The organism is Polaribacter sp. Asnod1-A03 (assembly GCF_045063585.1).
In the GTDB taxonomy this organism is placed as follows: domain Bacteria; phylum Bacteroidota; class Bacteroidia; order Flavobacteriales; family Flavobacteriaceae; genus Polaribacter.
The window spans coordinates 1,743,579-1,759,919 of the sequence record NZ_JBEFOE010000009.1; the positions used below are offsets into that span (position 1 = coordinate 1,743,579).

The following is a 16,341-nucleotide window of genomic DNA, read 5'->3' on the forward strand; positions in this document are numbered from 1 at the left end:
GACAAAAAAAACCTCGAAACTAATTTTTAGAGTCGAGGTTTTGAAAATATTATTTAAAAATTACTATGCGTCTATATTAGCATATTTAGCATTTCTTTCTATAAAATCTCTACGTGGTGGAACTTCGTCTCCCATTAACATAGAGAAAACTCTATCTGCTTCTGTAGCGCTATCAATTACAACTTTACGTAAAGTTCTAAATTCAGGATTCATTGTTGTGTCCCAAAGTTGTTCTGCATTCATCTCTCCAAGACCTTTATATCTTTGGATGTTTACAGAACCCCCCATTTTTTGAGCAATTAAATCACGTTGATTATCATCCCAAGCGTATTCTCTTTTTTGACCTTTTTTAACTAAATATAAAGGTGGAGTAGCAATGTAAACATAACCTTGCTCTACCATTTCTCTCATATATCTAAAAAAGAAAGTTAAAATTAAGGTAGCAATATGCGATCCATCTACATCGGCATCACACATAATAACAACTTTATGATAACGAACTTTAGATAAGTTTAATGCTCTTGGGTCTTCTTCAGTACCAATAGAAACCCCTAAAGCTGTAAACATGTTTTTTATCTCTTCGTTTTCAAAAACTTTGTGTTGCATAGCTTTTTCTACGTTCAAGATTTTTCCACGAAGTGGTAAAATTGCTTGAAAGTTTCTGTCTCTACCTTGTTTTGCTGTTCCACCAGCAGAATCTCCCTCAACTAAGAAAATTTCACATTGTTCTGGGTCAGTTTCAGAACAGTCAGATAATTTACCAGGCAAACCACCAATACTCATTACAGTTTTACGTTGTACCATCTCTCTGGCTTTACGTGCTGCATGACGTGCTGTGGCTGCTAAAATTACTTTTTGTACAATCGTTTTAGCGTCATTAGGGTTTTCTTCTAAGTAATCAGCTAACATTTCTGAAACTGCTTGAGATACCGCGGAAGTAACTTCTCTGTTTCCTAATTTTGTTTTTGTTTGCCCTTCAAATTGAGGCTCTTGTACTTTTACAGATACAATTGCTGTTAAACCTTCACGAAAATCATCACCAGCAATATCAAATTTTACGTTTTTTAATAACCCAGATTCATCAGCATACTTTTTTAAAGTACCTGTTAATCCACGCCTAAATCCAGATAAATGTGTTCCTCCTTCATGAGTATTAATGTTATTTACATAAGAATGTAAATTTTCTGCATAAGAAGTATTGTAAACCATGGCAACTTCAACAGGAATTCCATTTTTTTCACCTTCCATAGAAATTACAGAAGCTGTTAATTGCTCTCTTGTAGAGTCTAGGTATTTGATAAATTCTGGCAAACCTTCGTCAGAATGAAAAGTTTCTGAAATAAAGTTACCTTCATCATCTGTGTTTCTTTTATCAGTTAAAGAAATTGTAATCCCTTTGTTTAAATAAGCTAACTCACGCATACGTGTTGCTAGCGTTTCGTAATTGTATTCAGTAGACTGCTGAAAAATAGATTTGTCTGGTAAAAAAGTAACAATTGTACCTGTAAAATCTGTTTCTCCAATTGTTTTAACAGGATATAAAGTTTTACCTTTTTCGTATTCTTGTTGCCAAACTTTTCCTTCTTTATGTACAGTTGCTGTTAAATGGTCTGATAATGCGTTAACACAAGAAACCCCAACACCGTGTAAACCACCAGAAACTTTATAAGAATCTTTATCAAATTTACCACCGGCACCAATTTTTGTCATTACAACTTGTAATGCAGAGACACCTTCTTTTTTATGAATCCCTACAGGAATTCCACGTCCATTATCTTTAGTAGTAATAGAATTATCTTCGTTTATAGTAACATCAATGGTGTCACAATGGCCACCCATTGCTTCATCAATAGAGTTATCTACAACTTCGTATACTAAATGGTGTAGACCACGTACACCAACATCTCCAATATACATTGATGGACGCATTCTAACATGCTCCATTCCCTCTAATGCCTGAATGCTATCAGCAGAATAATTATGTTTTTTTTCTTCGCTCATTATAGTTAATAAGTTTTCTGTTTTTAATAATAAATTGTATAAAATACAAGCTATCAAATATAGCTAAAAATATAGGTTTTTAAATGATTTTGTTCAAAAAAATAAAAAATATAAAAAACTCTAAAAGTGGCTTAAAACAGCTAAAAAGCGTATTATTTTAGAAAACAAGAATTTTTTTATCATTGATAAATCTTAAGATTGATAAAGTTGCTTATTTATAAAATTTTTGAGTTTAATTTTTAATTAAAAATCGATAAAAATGTCAATTTTACTTTTTAATTTAAAATTGTGTGAACAAATATGATGTTTGTCACTTACGCTATTATTTTATATCCATAATTTTGTTTTTTAATTCAAAAAATAGAATTGTAATGAAGTTTGTACAAGATTTATTCAAACAGTTTTTAATAGTAATTGTTTTATTTTCTTCACTTTTTGTAATTGGTCAAGAAAAAGAAAAGTTTAAACCTACTTTAAAATGGAATATAACTTCTCAGTTTTGGTTACGTTATTCAGATTTAAACCAGGGTTCTTTAATTAATGGAGAAGCTACAAGTGGTTATGCAGATGTTTCTATGAGACGTTTAAGAATACCGATAACATCTCAAGTAACACCAAAATTATATTTGTATTCTATTTTTGGTGGAAATAATTATAATTATCAAGATGGAAGTTTTGCTGTAGAAATTTTAGATTTATATGCAGAATATGCTTTTGATAAAAAGTTTGAAGTTGGTTTTGGTAAATCTGGTTGGCAAGGTTTAAGTAGGTATAATGTGCGTTCTAGTAAATCTTTAATGGGATTAGATTCTCCTTTATTTGTTTTAACAACAGTTAATAAAAACGATCATATTGGACGTTTGTTAAGTGTTTGGGCAAAAGGACAAATTAATAAGTTTGATTATAGAATTACTTTTAGCAGGCCAACTTTAGTAACTTCTATGCCAAATGGTAAAGTAGATTTTGCAAATAATAGACCTAGAATTAGAACATCATCTTATGTTAATTATCAGTTTTTTGATATGGAGTCTAATAAATCTGCATACTTAGCAGGTTCTTATATGCAAACTAAAAAAGTGTTTAATATAGGAGTAGGTTTTCAGTTTCAAGAAAAAGCAATGAGTGATGGAGATGCACTATTAGCGAGTACTAATTTGTATGATATGAAACATTGGGCTATAGATTCATTTTTTAACTTACCATTAAATAACGATGGTGCAATTACAGCTTATTTAGGTTTTTTTGATTATGATTATGGTAAAGATTACATAAGAAATGTAGGTGCTAATAACCCTGCAACAAGTGGTGGAAACGATTTTAATGGTTCTGGAGTTGCGTTTCCTATGATGGGTACAGGTACTACTTGGTATACACAATTAGGTTATGCGTTTAAAAAGACTAAGATTTTAAATTATCCAATAGTTGTTCAGCCAAATATTGCTGTACAGAGTTCTAATTTTGATGTGCTTAAAGATCAAATGACAGTGTACGATTTTACATTAAATTTTTTATTAGATGGCGGTCATGCTAGAAAATTAAGTTTAGGTTACCAACATAGACCAATATTTGATTCTTCTACACTTAAACAAAAAGATTATAAAGGTATGCTTGTATTACAGTATCAAGTATCTTTATTTTAATATGAATTTTTAAACACGGATAATTAATCGAGAAAAAATAAAATATTATTTTAATGTAAAGTATATGTAAAAATGATACTATTTGTTGCAAAATGTAACATTAGTATCATTTTTAGTTAATAAAAAGATAGTTTTTCTAAGATAAATTCGCATTCTACTTAATTATAAATTCAAAGAAATGCAATTTAAATTCTTACTTACTTTTTTAACACTTTTTGGTGTAATTAATATGAGCGCTCAAAATAAAGGCGCAATAAAAGGGACAATAAAAACAGAACAAGGAGAGCCGATTATGGGTGCAAGTGTTCTTGTTAAAAGTTTATCTATTGGAACAACTTCGGACGTTGATGGAAGTTTTCTGTTAAAAGATATTGCAAGCGCTACTTATGTAGTAGAGGTGTCTTATATCGGTTACAATACTATAACAAAAAAAGTTGTGGTTGGTAATTCGGAAACAATTCAAAATTTTGTTTTAGAAGAAAGTACTTCTATATTAGAAGGTGTTGTGGTGACATCACAAAAAAGAGAACAAAAAAATAAAGATGTACCTATTGCAATTACATCTTATGGAACAGATTTTTTAGAGAATCAAGGTACTTTTGAATATGATGCTTTGTCTGAATATGTACCAGGTTTTCAAGTTCAAATTCAGAGTGTAAATAATCCAGGAATTGTAGTTAGAGGAATTACAAGTGATAGTGGGGATTCTAGAGTAGAACCAAGGGTTTCTATTTTTCAAGACGGAGTTTCTATTAGTAAATCTAGAGGTTCTGTTGTTGAGTTATACGATATAGAACGCGTAGAAGTTTTAAAAGGACCGCAAGGAACTTTATTTGGTAGAGGAGCTCAAATCGGTGCAATGCACATCATTCAAAATAAAGCAAAAAACGAAACATCTGGTTCTGTAAAATTAGGATACGGTAATTTTAATCAGTTTTTAGCAACAGGACATTATAATGCTCCTTTGGTAGATGATAAATTATTTTTTAGAGCTGCTGCAATTTATAACAAAAGAGATGGTTTTATTGAAAATCTTTCTGGTGGAGATTTAAATGGAAAAGAAACAGTAGCATTTAGAACATCATTTAAATATTTAATAAATGACGATACAACTCTAGATCTTATTGCAAACTGGCAGCAAGATACACCTCCGGGAACTTCTTTTAAAAGCGGAACTTTTGCTCCTTTAGGTGGAGGTTTAAATCCTAATACTTTTGCGGATTTAGAAAGAGGAGAAGAGTTAGGTTTAGATAGAACTGTTTGGGGTGTTACAGGTATTTTAAAGCATAGTTTTAATGATGCTTGGGATTTAACGTCTACAACTGCCTATAGAAAATTTAATTCTGATGAATCTTTTGATGCAGACGGAACAGCAGCTCCGGCATTATTCTTTCATGAAATATCTAAAGGAGAACAATTTAGTCAGGAATTTAGATTCAATTTTGATAATGATGATAAATTTAGAGGTTTCTTTGGTGCAAATTTCTTTTACGAAGATGGATCGCAATATGTGCCTTGGGAATATAATGAGCAAAGTGTAGCTATGATTTTCTTAAATCCAACCGCTTTATTAGTAGGTGGTGTACCAACATTAATACCAAACTTACCAAATGATCCAGATACTTTTGGACCGTTAGCAGGTGCTCCTTTAAATTCTTTTAACACAGAAGCAAACACTAATTTTGGAGAAAATTACTCAGGAGATGTTTTTGCAGATGCTTCTTATGATCTTACAGATAAATTATCTTTTACATTAGGTTTAAGAGCAACGTTAGAAAATATTAATGCAGGGTATCAAGTAACAGATTCAGAAAATCCATCTGTCTTAGGTTATTTAACAGGTAGTTTTCCAAATGTATTGTTTGCATCAACAAACGGAGAAAAAATAGAAGCTAGTGAAACTTTTTTATCAGCAGTTGGTCGTTTTGCTGTAAATTATGATGTAAACGAAAATATTACATTATTTGGTACAACTTCTAGAGGAAGAAGACCAAATGTAATTAACATAACAGCTACAGAAACAAATATTTTATCAGACGAAATTGTTTGGTCTTACGAAGTTGGTGCAAAATCTTTATTCTTAGATAACAGTTTACAGTTTGATGTAAATGCTTATATGTACGATTATTCTAACTTTCAAACTTCGGTTGCTAAATTTGAAGATGGAGTTTTAACAAGTACTACAGAAGATAGTGGTAATGCAAGTTCTTTTGGTTTTGAAACAGCAATGCAGTATGCTTTTTCTAAAACATCAAGCTTTTTTGCTAATTATGGTTATATAGATGCTTCTTTTGATGATGTAGATTCTAATGGAAACGAACAGGATTTAGCAGGAAATACATTTAGATTAACACCAAAACATTCTTTTTCTGCTGGTTTTAACATCAATGTAGATGCTAATGATAATTTACGTTATTTCTTTAGACCAACGTATACATACAAATCTAAAGTGTTTTTTGAAGAAACAAATTTACCAAACATATCTCAAGACGGTTATGGTATTTTAAACTTTAAAACAGGACTTGTACTTAATAAAGATTATGAGTTAACTTTCTTTATGAACAATGTTTTAGATAAAGAATTTATTGTAGATGCTGGTAACACAGGTGGTGCTTTTGGTATACCAACATTTATTGCGGGTGCTCCTAGGTTTTTTGGAGTACAATTAAAAGCTGACTTTTAATAAAAATTAAAACAAACATAAAAGCTATCTTAAGGTGTCTTAACAAACATTTTAGATAGCTTTTTTTTAAATACAATTTATTATGCAAAAAACATTTTTAACTTCGCTTTTATTAATCGCCTTTAATTTTGCAGTTTTAGGTCAAGAAGTAAAAACGATAATGACAATTGAAAGTATTGTAAATACTAAAGAAAATAGTAATAAAAACATCAAGCCAAATAACCAAGCAAAAATTATTTGGGCAGATAATTATAAGCAAAAACAAACAGATATTGCTTTTGTGTATTTGCATGGTTTTGGAGCGAGTAGTAGAGAAGGTGAACCAATTATGAGTCAACTTTCTAAAAAATACAATGCCAATGTATATATGTCTCGTTTAAAAGAACATGGAATTAGTAGAGATGATAGTTTTAGTAAGTTAACGCCAGAAAATTATATAGAAACTGCAAAGGAAGCGTTATCAATTGGTAAAATAATTGGAAAAAAAATAATTTTAGTTAGTACTTCTACAGGTGGTTCTTTAAGTTTAAAATTAGCATCAGAAGATAGTAGCGATATTTTAGGATTAGTAATGTATTCTCCTTTTATAGATCTTATAAATCCTGCTTTTAAAGCGATTACTACGCCGCAAGGTAAAGCTGGTTTTATTCAAATGAATAAAGGAAGTGAGATTATGAAACAAGAAAGACCAGAAGAAGAAGCTAAATATTGGTCTACAATTTATCATATAGATGGTTACGAGGCTTTGATAAATATGGTAACTAAAAACATGAATTCAACTACTTTTTCTAAAGTTAAAATTCCGGCATTTGTTGGCTATTATTATAAAAATGAAAAAGAACAAGATCAAGTGGTTTCTGTACCTGCAATTTTAAAAATGTTTGATGCCTTGGCAACTCCTGCGGATAAAAAAGTAAAAGTTGCGTTCCCAGAAGCAGGAAATCATGTAATTGCGTGTGATTTAAGATCTAACGATTGGCAGAATGTATATAATCAAACAATAACTTTTATTGATGAAGTAATTTTAGAGAAAGAGCAAAAGTTTAATTTTGATTTACAAGGTCATAGAGGAGCAAGAGGTTTATCACCAGAAAACACTATTCAAGCTTTTGAGAAAGCTTTAGATTTAGGTGTAAACACCTTAGAATTAGATGTAGTTATCAGTAAAGACAATAAAGTAGTTGTTTCTCACGAACCTTGGTTAAATGATGAAGTTACCTTAGATGCAAAAGGAAACAAGATAACAAAAGAAGATGCTAAAGCTTTTAATATGTATAAGAATAAATACAAAAAAATTAAAAGTTATGATGTTGGTTCTATCGGGAATCCAAAATTTTTAGAACAGAAAAAAGAGAAAGCTTACAAACCTTTATTGTCTGAAGTAATTACATTTTCGGAAGCTAAAAATGATGAAATTCGTTATAATATTGAGATTAAAAGTACGCCAAATGACGAAAAAAATGGGTTTCAACCTTCTGTTGCAGAATTTTCTGATCTTGTAATAGCACAATTAAAAGAAGCAAAATTACCATTAGAAAAAATAACGGTACAAAGTTTTGATCCTAGAGTTTTAGAATACATTCATAAAACGTATCCAGAGTTTACTTTGGCATTTTTAACGTATCAAAATGATTTTGAAACAAATATGAAAATGTTAAGTTTTATGCCAAAAGTGTATAGTCCGTTTTACATTCTTTTAAATAGAAAAGAGGTTGAAATAATACATAATAATAACATGAAAATAATTCCTTGGACTGTTAATAAAAAGGAAGAAATGGTGGATTTATTGAAAATGGGTGTTGATGGAATTATTACTGATTACCCGAATATTGCAGTTCCTATAAGAAAGTAATTTATTATTTGAAAATAAATCCTAACTAATCGTTAATGATTTTTGTGATTAATAGTAATGTTTTAATATATCAACAAATAAATAAAGATATTTTAAAAATACTGTAAAGTCTTTATAAAAACTTTAAAAAGAAGTTTTTATAAGATATATTCTGTATATATTTGTCAGCAATAAAACAAAAATGACAAACAATAATAACAATCGTAATTTCAATAATCCTAATTGTTAGGGTAGGAAGGTTGTTGTTTAGAAATATATAAAGCCTTCCGAATTCGGAAGGCTTTTTTAATATCAAAAAAAATGAGTAAAATAATGACTGTCGACATTTTGTCGAGTATTAAAGGAGCAAAAGAGTCTGAAGCTGTAAGTAAATTGTTTGAGGCAATTAAAAGTGCAAATACTTCAAATAATAATGCTGTTAATGCAGGTCATAATAATGCTGTGTCATTAGATGATTTAAGAGAAGATGTTGTAATTGATAGTTCTCAAATAGAAAAAGAGATTATTATAGAAAACTTTCCAAAAGAAAAAGACGGATATTTAGTTGTTGCTAAAGTGATAGAAGAATAATTATGGAATCGCAAATACATAAAATTCATCAGCAATTGATGAACAAAGAAATCACTTGTACAAAATTAGTGCAAGAAAGATTAGATTTATTAAAACAGAACACAAACAATACTGTTAATTCACTTTTAGATTCTTTAGCGTTAGAAGCTGCTGCAAAAGTAGATGCTAAAATAGAAAGTGGACAAGAAATTGGTCTGTTAGAAGGAATTCCATTCGGAATTAAAGATGTATACATGGTGCAAGGAACTTATACAACTGCAAGTTCTGATTTACTAAAAAAATACAAGTCTTCTTATACTGCAACAGCAATTCAAAAATTATTTGATGCAGGCGCAATTCCGTTAGTAAAAGAAAATTGTGATTCTTTTGGACATGGATCATCATCAGAAAACACCATTTTTGGAGCCGTAAAAAATGCGATCAATCCAGATTTAGTTGGTGGAGGTTCTAGTGGAGGTTCTGCAGTAAATGTTGCCAAAGATTATACAGTATTTTCAATTGGAGGAGATACAGGAGGTTCTGTTCGTCAGCCAGCAGGTTACAATAATATTTATGGATTAAAACCAACCTATGGAAGAATTTCTAGATATGGTTTAATGGCGTATGCTTCATCAACAGATTGTGTAGGTCCAATTGCAAAATCGATTGAAGATATTAGAATTGTTTTAAATGTGATGAGTGGAAAGGATATAAAAGATCAGACAACTTATCAATCAGAAACAATTTTAGAAGACAATATTTTAAATGCTGATGAAATTAAAACCATCGGTTATTTTAAAAATTTCATCGAAAATGATGCTATTGATGCACAAGTAAAATCAGATTTTTTAGCATCCATAGAAAAAATAAAAGCAAAAGGAATTGAAGTAAAAGAGTTAGATTTCTTTGAATCAGATACGTTAGTTTCTACATATTATACTTTAGCAATGGCAGAAACTGCTTCTAATTTATCTAGATTAGATGGTACAAATTACGGAGCAAGAATTGAAGGAGATAATTTAAAAGACACGTATTCTATTACACGTTCAGAAAATTTTTCTGAAGAAACAAAACGTAGAATTGTTGGTGGAAATCAAGTATTATCGCAAGGTTTTTCTGATGAAATTTATTTAAAAGGATTGAATTTGAGAGATCAGATTTCTGATAATTTTGAAAAAGATTTTAAGGAAGTTGATATTATTTTATCACCAGTAACACCAAATTCTCCGCCAAAAATAGGAGACAGCTTAAGTGATCCATTGGCAATGTACTTGTCAGATGCTTATACGGTTGGTTTTAGTTTGGGACAATTACCAACGTTAACTGTACCACAAGGAACAGAAACAGGATTGCAAATTACAGCAGCAAAAAATAATGACGAACTCGTTTTGAAGTTTGCTAACTTCTTAAAAGATACGATATAATGGAATTGGAACAATTAAATGAGCTTTTAAAAAAGCACGATTTAGAGTTAGTAATTGGTTTAGAAACACACGTTCGTTTAAATACGAATACCAAATTATTTTGTTCTTGTGCAAATCAAGAAATTGAAGAGCCTAATAAAAATATCTGTTCTGTTTGTACAGGACAAATGGGGGTTTTACCATCTATAAATAAAGAAGCAATTACAAAAGCAATTTATTTTGGAAAAGCGGTAAAATCTACATTTAAAAATGAAGTTATTTCTTGGGATAGAAAGCATTATGAATATCCAGATAATCCAAAGAATATTCAAATAACACAGTTTCATAATCCTGTAATTCCAGACGGACAAGTTTCTTGTTATAGAAATGATGGAACTCAGTTTACAGTGAGTTTAACGCAAACTCATATTGAAGAAGATGCTGCAAAATTAATGCACGAAAAGAAAGTTTCTTTAGTAGATTTTAATAAAGCTGGTGTTCCGTTAATAGAAATTGTAACAGATCCTTGTATTCGTAATATCGAAGATGCATCAACATATGCACAGTATATTCAAAGAATTGTTCAGAACTTAAAAATATCTGAAGCAAACCTAGAAAAAGGTGAGTTTAAAAGTGATGTTTCTGTATCACTTAGAAAGAAACATACGTATAATTTAAACCCAAGAACAGAAATCAAAAACTTAAACTCATTTAAGTTTATGGTAGATGCTTTAAAGGAAGAAGTAGAAAAGCAATTAAATTATTATATAGAAAATAAAGCGTTTAGACCAGATCAAACAACTGTTTTATGGGATGCAGATTTAAAGCAAACCAAAACAATGCGTAAAAAGGAATTTGAAGCAGATTACCGTTTTATTTCTGAACCAGATTTACCATTTGTAAACATTAAACAAGTTGTAGAAAGTATAGATGTAGATGTAAGTTCTTTACCTTTTGCTGTAGAATCTATTTTGATTAAAGGTGGAGTTTTACCTCAAGATGCAAAGTTTTTTACTGCAGATGCTTTACGTTCTAAAACTTTTGTAGAAATTAATAATGCAATTAAAGATCCTTCTTTTGTTGCTAAAACTTTAGTTAATAATCTTGGAGCAGATGAATATGCAAATATTCATAGTGTAGATCAATTGATTGAAATTTTTCAATTATTTAAAGATGATAAAATTACTTCTGTTTTAGTTCGAAACGGAATTACATCTTATTTAAAAGATAGAAATTTCGATTACAACAAATATTTTGAAGAAAATACCATTTCTGAAGATCAAATTAAGGCTGCTGTTTTAAAAGTAATATCAGAAAATGAAGCTATTGCAAATGATATAAAAGCAGGAAACCAAGGTAAAGCTGGTATTCTTGTTGGTAAGGTAATTGGCATTATTGGTAAAGGAGCTTCAGGAAAAGTAATTCGTCAAGAAATTTTAGATAACCTTAAAGGAGATTCTACAAATAAGAATACGAATGTAAAAGCTGGTCAACTTAAAGCAAATGGAGATCAACCAAAGGCAAAAACAGAAGAAGAAACGCTTCCAGAAATTCCTATTGTAATTAAAGAAGAATATAGAACTCATAAAATTTCTCAATTATCAGAAGAATCTATCAAAGAAGAAGTTACTTTATCTGGTTGGGTTTCTAGTGTAAGAGATCACGGAGAGTTAATTTTTATCGATTTAAGAGATTCTAGTAACCAAATATTTCAAGTTCGTTTAAGTAGAGAAACTTTCCCTAATTTAGATGAATTGGTAAAGCTAAAACCAGAAACTGTAATTATGGTTACTGGAGTTGTAGTTCAAAGAAACGAAGACGATTATAATGCAGGTTTAAGAACTGGTAAAATAGAATTAGAAACAGCTGCATTAGAAATTTTAAACTTATCTAAAACGCTTCCTTTTGAAATAAAAAGAGCGATGAAAACGAATGAAACTACGCGTTTTCAATACAAGTTTTTAGATCATAGAAATGATGAGGTTCGTAAAGCAATCGTAAACAGACATAAAGTAATTAAGTTACTACGTGATATTTTAGACGAGGAAGAATTTTTAGAAATTGAAACTCCAATTTTAACTGCAGGTACAGATGAAGGTGCAAGAGAATTTATTGTTCCAACAAGAAAACAAGCAGGTTCTTTTTACACATTACCACAAGCGCCACAACAGTTTAAGCAAATGTTAATGGTGGGTGGTTTTGAAAAATATTTCCAAATTGCTCGTTGTTTTAGAGATGAAGATTCTAGAGGAGACAGACAACCAGAATTTACACAATTAGATATTGAAATGGCGTATGCAAGTATGCAACAGATTATCGATTTAAACACCAAAATGTTTAATGAAATTGTGAAGAAAATTTATGGTAAAAAATGGATTTTACGTCCTTTTGAAGTAATTACTTACAAAGATGCTATGGATAAATATGGTTGTGATAGACCAGATTTACGTTATGGTTTAGAAATGCAAGATATTACAGGTATTGTAAAAGATACAACTTTCCAAGTTTTTAGTAAACCAATTGAAGATGGTGGAATTGTAAAATGTATTAAGGTTTCTGCAGAAGAGCAAGGAAACAAACGTATGTCTAAAGGACAAATAGAAAACTTAACAGCCATTGCACAACAAAATGGTTTGGGTGGTTTGGCGTATATTATTGTAAATGAAAACGATTTACAATCGCCAATTATTAAGTTTTTAGGCGAAGAAATTGCAGCTAATATTATAAAAGCTACAGATGCTCAAGTAGGAGATATCGTATTTTTCTCTGCAGCAGATTATGCAACAGCAAATAAAGCATTAGATGCTGTTCGTCAAGAAATGGGAAGAATCTTAAAATTGATAAATCCTAAAGAATTAAGACCAGCTTGGGTGGTAGATTTCCCTATGTTTGAAAAAACAGACGAAGGAAGATGGACATTTACACACAATCCTTTTTCTATGCCAGCAATTTATGATTTAGAAAAGCACATGAATGGAGAAGGAGATGAAATAGGAACCATAATAGCACAGCAATACGATTTAATCTTAAATGGTTATGAAATTGGTGGAGGTTCTGTTCGTGCACATAAAGCAGAAATTTTAGAAGCAACCTATAAAAATATGGGTTACGATAAAGAAGAAATGATGAAAAGTGTTGGTACAATGTACAAAGCTTTTCAATATGGAGCTCCACCTCATGGAGGAATTGCTTGGGGAGTTGATCGATTAATGATGATTTTAGAAAAGAAAGCTTCTATTAGAGAGGTAATGGCTTTCCCTAAAACAGGTTCATCTGAAGATTTATTATTTAATGCACCATCTATTCTTTCTGATAAGAAAGTAGAAGAGATGAATGTGAAAATTATAAAGTAATTTTTTAGAGATAAAATTTGTTTAATCAAAAATCTATGTTATTTTTGTAACTTAATTATGAAAAATTTTACAAAAAATACTTGGTGGTGGAACTCTCTTATCTAATAAGTGAGAACTAACCTATATGTATATAATATATTAAAAAAGGCTTATCTCACGATAAGCCTTTTTTTTATGATATATTTTTATCATTCAAAGTAAAAAAGATAAATGTCCTATCGAGCGCAGTCGAGAGGAGTTAAAAAAATTCAACTGCGCTCAACTAGACAAAAAGTAAAATGAAGAAAATACAAGTTAAAACAATTTCTAAAACAAAAATGGCAGATACAATTACTCCGGTAGGTTTGTACTTGCGTTTTAGAGATAGATATGCAAACACATTGCTGTTAGAAGGTTCAGATTATCATAGTAAAGAAGAAAGTTATACATTTATAGCTATTGAGCCTGTTGTTTCTATAAAAGCCGAAAATCATCATTTAAGTTTTTCTCATAAAGGAGTTGAGTTAGAAAATCAGAAAATAGGAAGAAATTTTAACCAAATTTTTGATACTTATAGTAAAACAATCGAATTAGATTGTTCTGCGGAATTAAAATCTTTTAACGGATTGTATGGTTATACAACTTATGATTCTGTTCAGTATTTCGAAAATATTGATTTAACTGTAAAAGATGCGCCTTCTACAATTCCGTTAATGCAATATAGTTTTTATCGATTTATCATTGCCATTAATCATTTTAATGATGAAATGATATTGATAGAAAATATTGAAGAAGGTACAGAATCTCGTATTACAGAAATTGAGACAATTATAGATGCGCAAGCTTTTAATACTCAAAAATTTGAAATTGTTGGTGATGAAACATCCAATGTAAAAGGAGAAGAATTTATAGAGTATGTAAGAAAAGCAAAAGCGCATTGTAAAAGAGGAGACGTTTTTCAGTTGGTTTTATCTCGCCAATTTCAACAAAAATTTAAAGGGGATGAGTTTAATGTTTATAGAGCATTGCGTTCAATCAATCCGTCTCCATATTTGTTCTTTTTTGATTATGGTTCTTTTAAATTGATGGGATCTTCACCAGAAGCACAAATTAAAGTTTCTGCGGGTAAAGCAACCATTAATCCAATTGCAGGTACTTTTAGAAGAACTGGCGATATGGCAAAAGACATTCAGTTGGGTAAAAAATTATCCGCAGATAAAAAAGAAACTGCAGAACACGTAATGTTGGTAGATTTAGCACGTAACGATTTAAGCAAACATGCCGATAATGTAGAAGTAGAGGTTTTTAAAGAAGTGCAGTATTTTAGCCATGTAATTCATTTGGTTTCTACGGTTTCTGGTCAGTTAAAAGGAAATCCAATAGAAATTGTTGGAGATACTTTTCCGGCAGGAACATTAAGTGGAGCGCCAAAATACAAAGCCATGCAATTGATTGATACCTACGAGAATCAATCTCGTGGATTTTATGGAGGTGCAGTAGGTATTATCGGTTTAGATGGTTCTGTAAATTTAGCAATTGCCATTCGTTCTTTTGTTAGTAAAAACAATGTTTTGTATTATCAAGCAGGAGCAGGAATCGTAATTCATTCTGATGAAGAAAAAGAATTACAAGAAGTAAATAATAAATTAGCAGCGTTAAAAAAAGCGTTGATTTTAGCAGAAAATATTTAAAAAAATGCTTTTAGCTATTTGCAGTTAGCCTTTTGCTGATTGCCAAAAGCGAAAAGCCAAAAGCTTTTTAAAATGAAAATATTAATTTTAGATAATTACGATTCGTTTACATATAACTTGGTTCATATGGTAGAAAAAATTACAGGAAATTTTCCTGCAGTTTTTAGAAACGATGAAATCAGTATTGCAGATGTTGCAAATTACGATATGATTATGTTGTCTCCAGGACCAGGAATTCCAGATGAAGCAGGGATTTTAAAAGAGGTAATTAAAACCTACGCAGGTATAAAACCAATATTCGGAGTTTGTTTAGGTTTGCAAGCAATTACAGAAGTTTTTGGTGGTAAAATTATCAATTTAAATGATGTTTTTCATGGAGTTGCTACAGAGATGAAAGTAACCGATAAAAATGCAACTATTTTTAAAGATGTGCCAGAAATATTTTTAGCAGCACGTTATCATTCTTGGGCAGCAACAGACGAAGGTTTTCCAGAAGAAATACAAGTTACCGCAAGAGATGAGGATGGATTAATACAAGCAATTGAGCATAAAATATTTCCAATTTCTGCAGTTCAATTTCATCCGGAATCTATTTTAACAGATGTTGGTGAGCAATTAGTTGCTAATTTTATCAACGCAAATAGTTAATTAGAGAGATTTAAATTTATAATCAATCAGATAAAAAGTATGTTACAAAAAGCTAAAAACTACGCAATAGAAAAGCACCAAGCAACAAACCATAAATATGATGATTATAATTATGATTTTCATTTAAATATGGTTTTTGAAGTTGGGCAACAATTTATTCATTTAGTAGAAAAAGATGAGCAAGAAAATGTTTTGGCTGCTTGTTGGTTACATGATATAATAGAAGATGCAAGAGAAAGCTATAATGATGTTAAAAAGGTAACTAATGAAAAAGTTGCAAATTTAGTATATGCTCTAACTAATGAAAAAGGACGCACAAGACAAGAAAGGGCAAATGATAAATATTACAAAGGAATTTTAGAGACTAAAAACGCTTCTTTTATCAAATTTTGTGATAGAATAGCAAATGTTACTTATTCTAAATCTATAGAATCTGGAATGTTTGAAAAATACAAATCAGAAAACTCTAACTTTGTAGCCAAAATTTATACACCGAAATGTAAGGAAATAGCGAATCATTTAGAAAGCTTATTCGAATAAAA

10 protein-coding genes are annotated in these 16,341 nt (G+C 30.2%); 9 read left to right on the forward strand and 1 reads right to left on the reverse strand.

The window, feature by feature from the left end; genetic code table 11:
• Positions 1–63 precede the first annotated feature (63 nt).
• Positions 64–2,001, reverse strand: a complete 1,938-nt coding sequence (gene gyrB, locus ACJJVY_RS08145) for a DNA topoisomerase (ATP-hydrolyzing) subunit B (RefSeq protein ID WP_405606721.1) — start codon at positions 1,999–2,001, stop codon at positions 64–66.
• Between the two features lie 371 nt (positions 2,002–2,372).
• Between gyrB and ACJJVY_RS08150 the strand changes: the two genes are divergently transcribed.
• The 9 genes from ACJJVY_RS08150 (at position 2,373) to ACJJVY_RS08190 (ending at position 16,339) form a co-directional block, all read left to right on the forward strand.
• A complete protein-coding gene (locus tag ACJJVY_RS08150) occupies positions 2,373–3,641 on the forward strand; it encodes a porin (RefSeq protein WP_405606723.1) in 1,269 nt (422 codons plus the stop codon).
• A 178-nt stretch (positions 3,642–3,819) separates the two neighbouring features.
• On the forward strand, positions 3,820–6,324 hold the full coding sequence (locus tag ACJJVY_RS08155; RefSeq protein ID WP_405606725.1) for a TonB-dependent receptor: 2,505 nt from the start codon (positions 3,820–3,822) through the stop codon (positions 6,322–6,324).
• Positions 6,325–6,406: 82 nt separating this feature from the next.
• Positions 6,407–8,176, forward strand: a complete 1,770-nt coding sequence (locus tag ACJJVY_RS08160; RefSeq protein WP_405606727.1) for a glycerophosphodiester phosphodiesterase family protein — start codon at positions 6,407–6,409, stop codon at positions 8,174–8,176.
• Positions 8,177–8,476: 300 nt separating this feature from the next.
• Positions 8,477–8,746 carry a hypothetical protein gene (locus ACJJVY_RS08165; RefSeq protein ID WP_405606729.1) on the forward strand — a complete coding sequence of 90 codons (270 nt, stop codon included), beginning with the start codon at positions 8,477–8,479 and terminating at the stop codon, positions 8,744–8,746.
• 2 nt (positions 8,747–8,748) lie between these two features.
• Positions 8,749–10,149 (forward strand): amidase family protein, encoded by a 1,401-nt coding sequence (locus ACJJVY_RS08170; protein ID WP_405606731.1) that lies wholly within the window; start codon positions 8,749–8,751, stop codon positions 10,147–10,149.
• Positions 10,149–13,481 (forward strand): bifunctional amidotransferase subunit GatB/aspartate--tRNA ligase AspS, encoded by a 3,333-nt coding sequence (gene gatB/aspS / locus ACJJVY_RS08175; protein WP_405606733.1) that lies wholly within the window; start codon positions 10,149–10,151, stop codon positions 13,479–13,481. The genes ACJJVY_RS08170 and gatB/aspS overlap by 1 nt, the downstream gene beginning before the upstream one ends.
• A gap of 278 nt (positions 13,482–13,759) precedes the next feature.
• Positions 13,760–15,151 (forward strand): anthranilate synthase component I family protein, encoded by a 1,392-nt coding sequence (locus ACJJVY_RS08180; protein WP_405606735.1) that lies wholly within the window; start codon positions 13,760–13,762, stop codon positions 15,149–15,151.
• A 72-nt stretch (positions 15,152–15,223) separates the two neighbouring features.
• Positions 15,224–15,799: an anthranilate synthase component II gene (locus ACJJVY_RS08185; protein WP_405606737.1), complete on the forward strand. Its 576-nt coding sequence runs from the start codon at positions 15,224–15,226 to the stop codon at positions 15,797–15,799.
• Between the two features lie 39 nt (positions 15,800–15,838).
• Positions 15,839–16,339: a phosphohydrolase gene (locus tag ACJJVY_RS08190; protein WP_405606739.1), complete on the forward strand. Its 501-nt coding sequence runs from the start codon at positions 15,839–15,841 to the stop codon at positions 16,337–16,339.
• Positions 16,340–16,341 lie beyond the last annotated feature (2 nt).

What these genes read in the sequence shown, in the direction of transcription:
- gyrB (WP_405606721.1), bottom strand. Translation starts at nt 2,001, where the DNA reads ATGAGCGAAGAAAAAAAACATAATTATTCTGCTGATAGCATTCAGGCA.
- ACJJVY_RS08150 (WP_405606723.1), top strand. Translation starts at nt 2,373, where the DNA reads ATGAAGTTTGTACAAGATTTATTCAAACAGTTTTTAATAGTAATTGTT.
- ACJJVY_RS08155 (WP_405606725.1), top strand. Translation starts at nt 3,820, where the DNA reads ATGCAATTTAAATTCTTACTTACTTTTTTAACACTTTTTGGTGTAATT.
- ACJJVY_RS08160 (WP_405606727.1), top strand. Translation starts at nt 6,407, where the DNA reads ATGCAAAAAACATTTTTAACTTCGCTTTTATTAATCGCCTTTAATTTT.
- ACJJVY_RS08165 (WP_405606729.1), top strand. Translation starts at nt 8,477, where the DNA reads ATGAGTAAAATAATGACTGTCGACATTTTGTCGAGTATTAAAGGAGCA.
- ACJJVY_RS08170 (WP_405606731.1), top strand. Translation starts at nt 8,749, where the DNA reads ATGGAATCGCAAATACATAAAATTCATCAGCAATTGATGAACAAAGAA.
- gatB/aspS (WP_405606733.1), top strand. Translation starts at nt 10,149, where the DNA reads ATGGAATTGGAACAATTAAATGAGCTTTTAAAAAAGCACGATTTAGAG.
- ACJJVY_RS08180 (WP_405606735.1), top strand. Translation starts at nt 13,760, where the DNA reads ATGAAGAAAATACAAGTTAAAACAATTTCTAAAACAAAAATGGCAGAT.
- ACJJVY_RS08185 (WP_405606737.1), top strand. Translation starts at nt 15,224, where the DNA reads ATGAAAATATTAATTTTAGATAATTACGATTCGTTTACATATAACTTG.
- ACJJVY_RS08190 (WP_405606739.1), top strand. Translation starts at nt 15,839, where the DNA reads ATGTTACAAAAAGCTAAAAACTACGCAATAGAAAAGCACCAAGCAACA.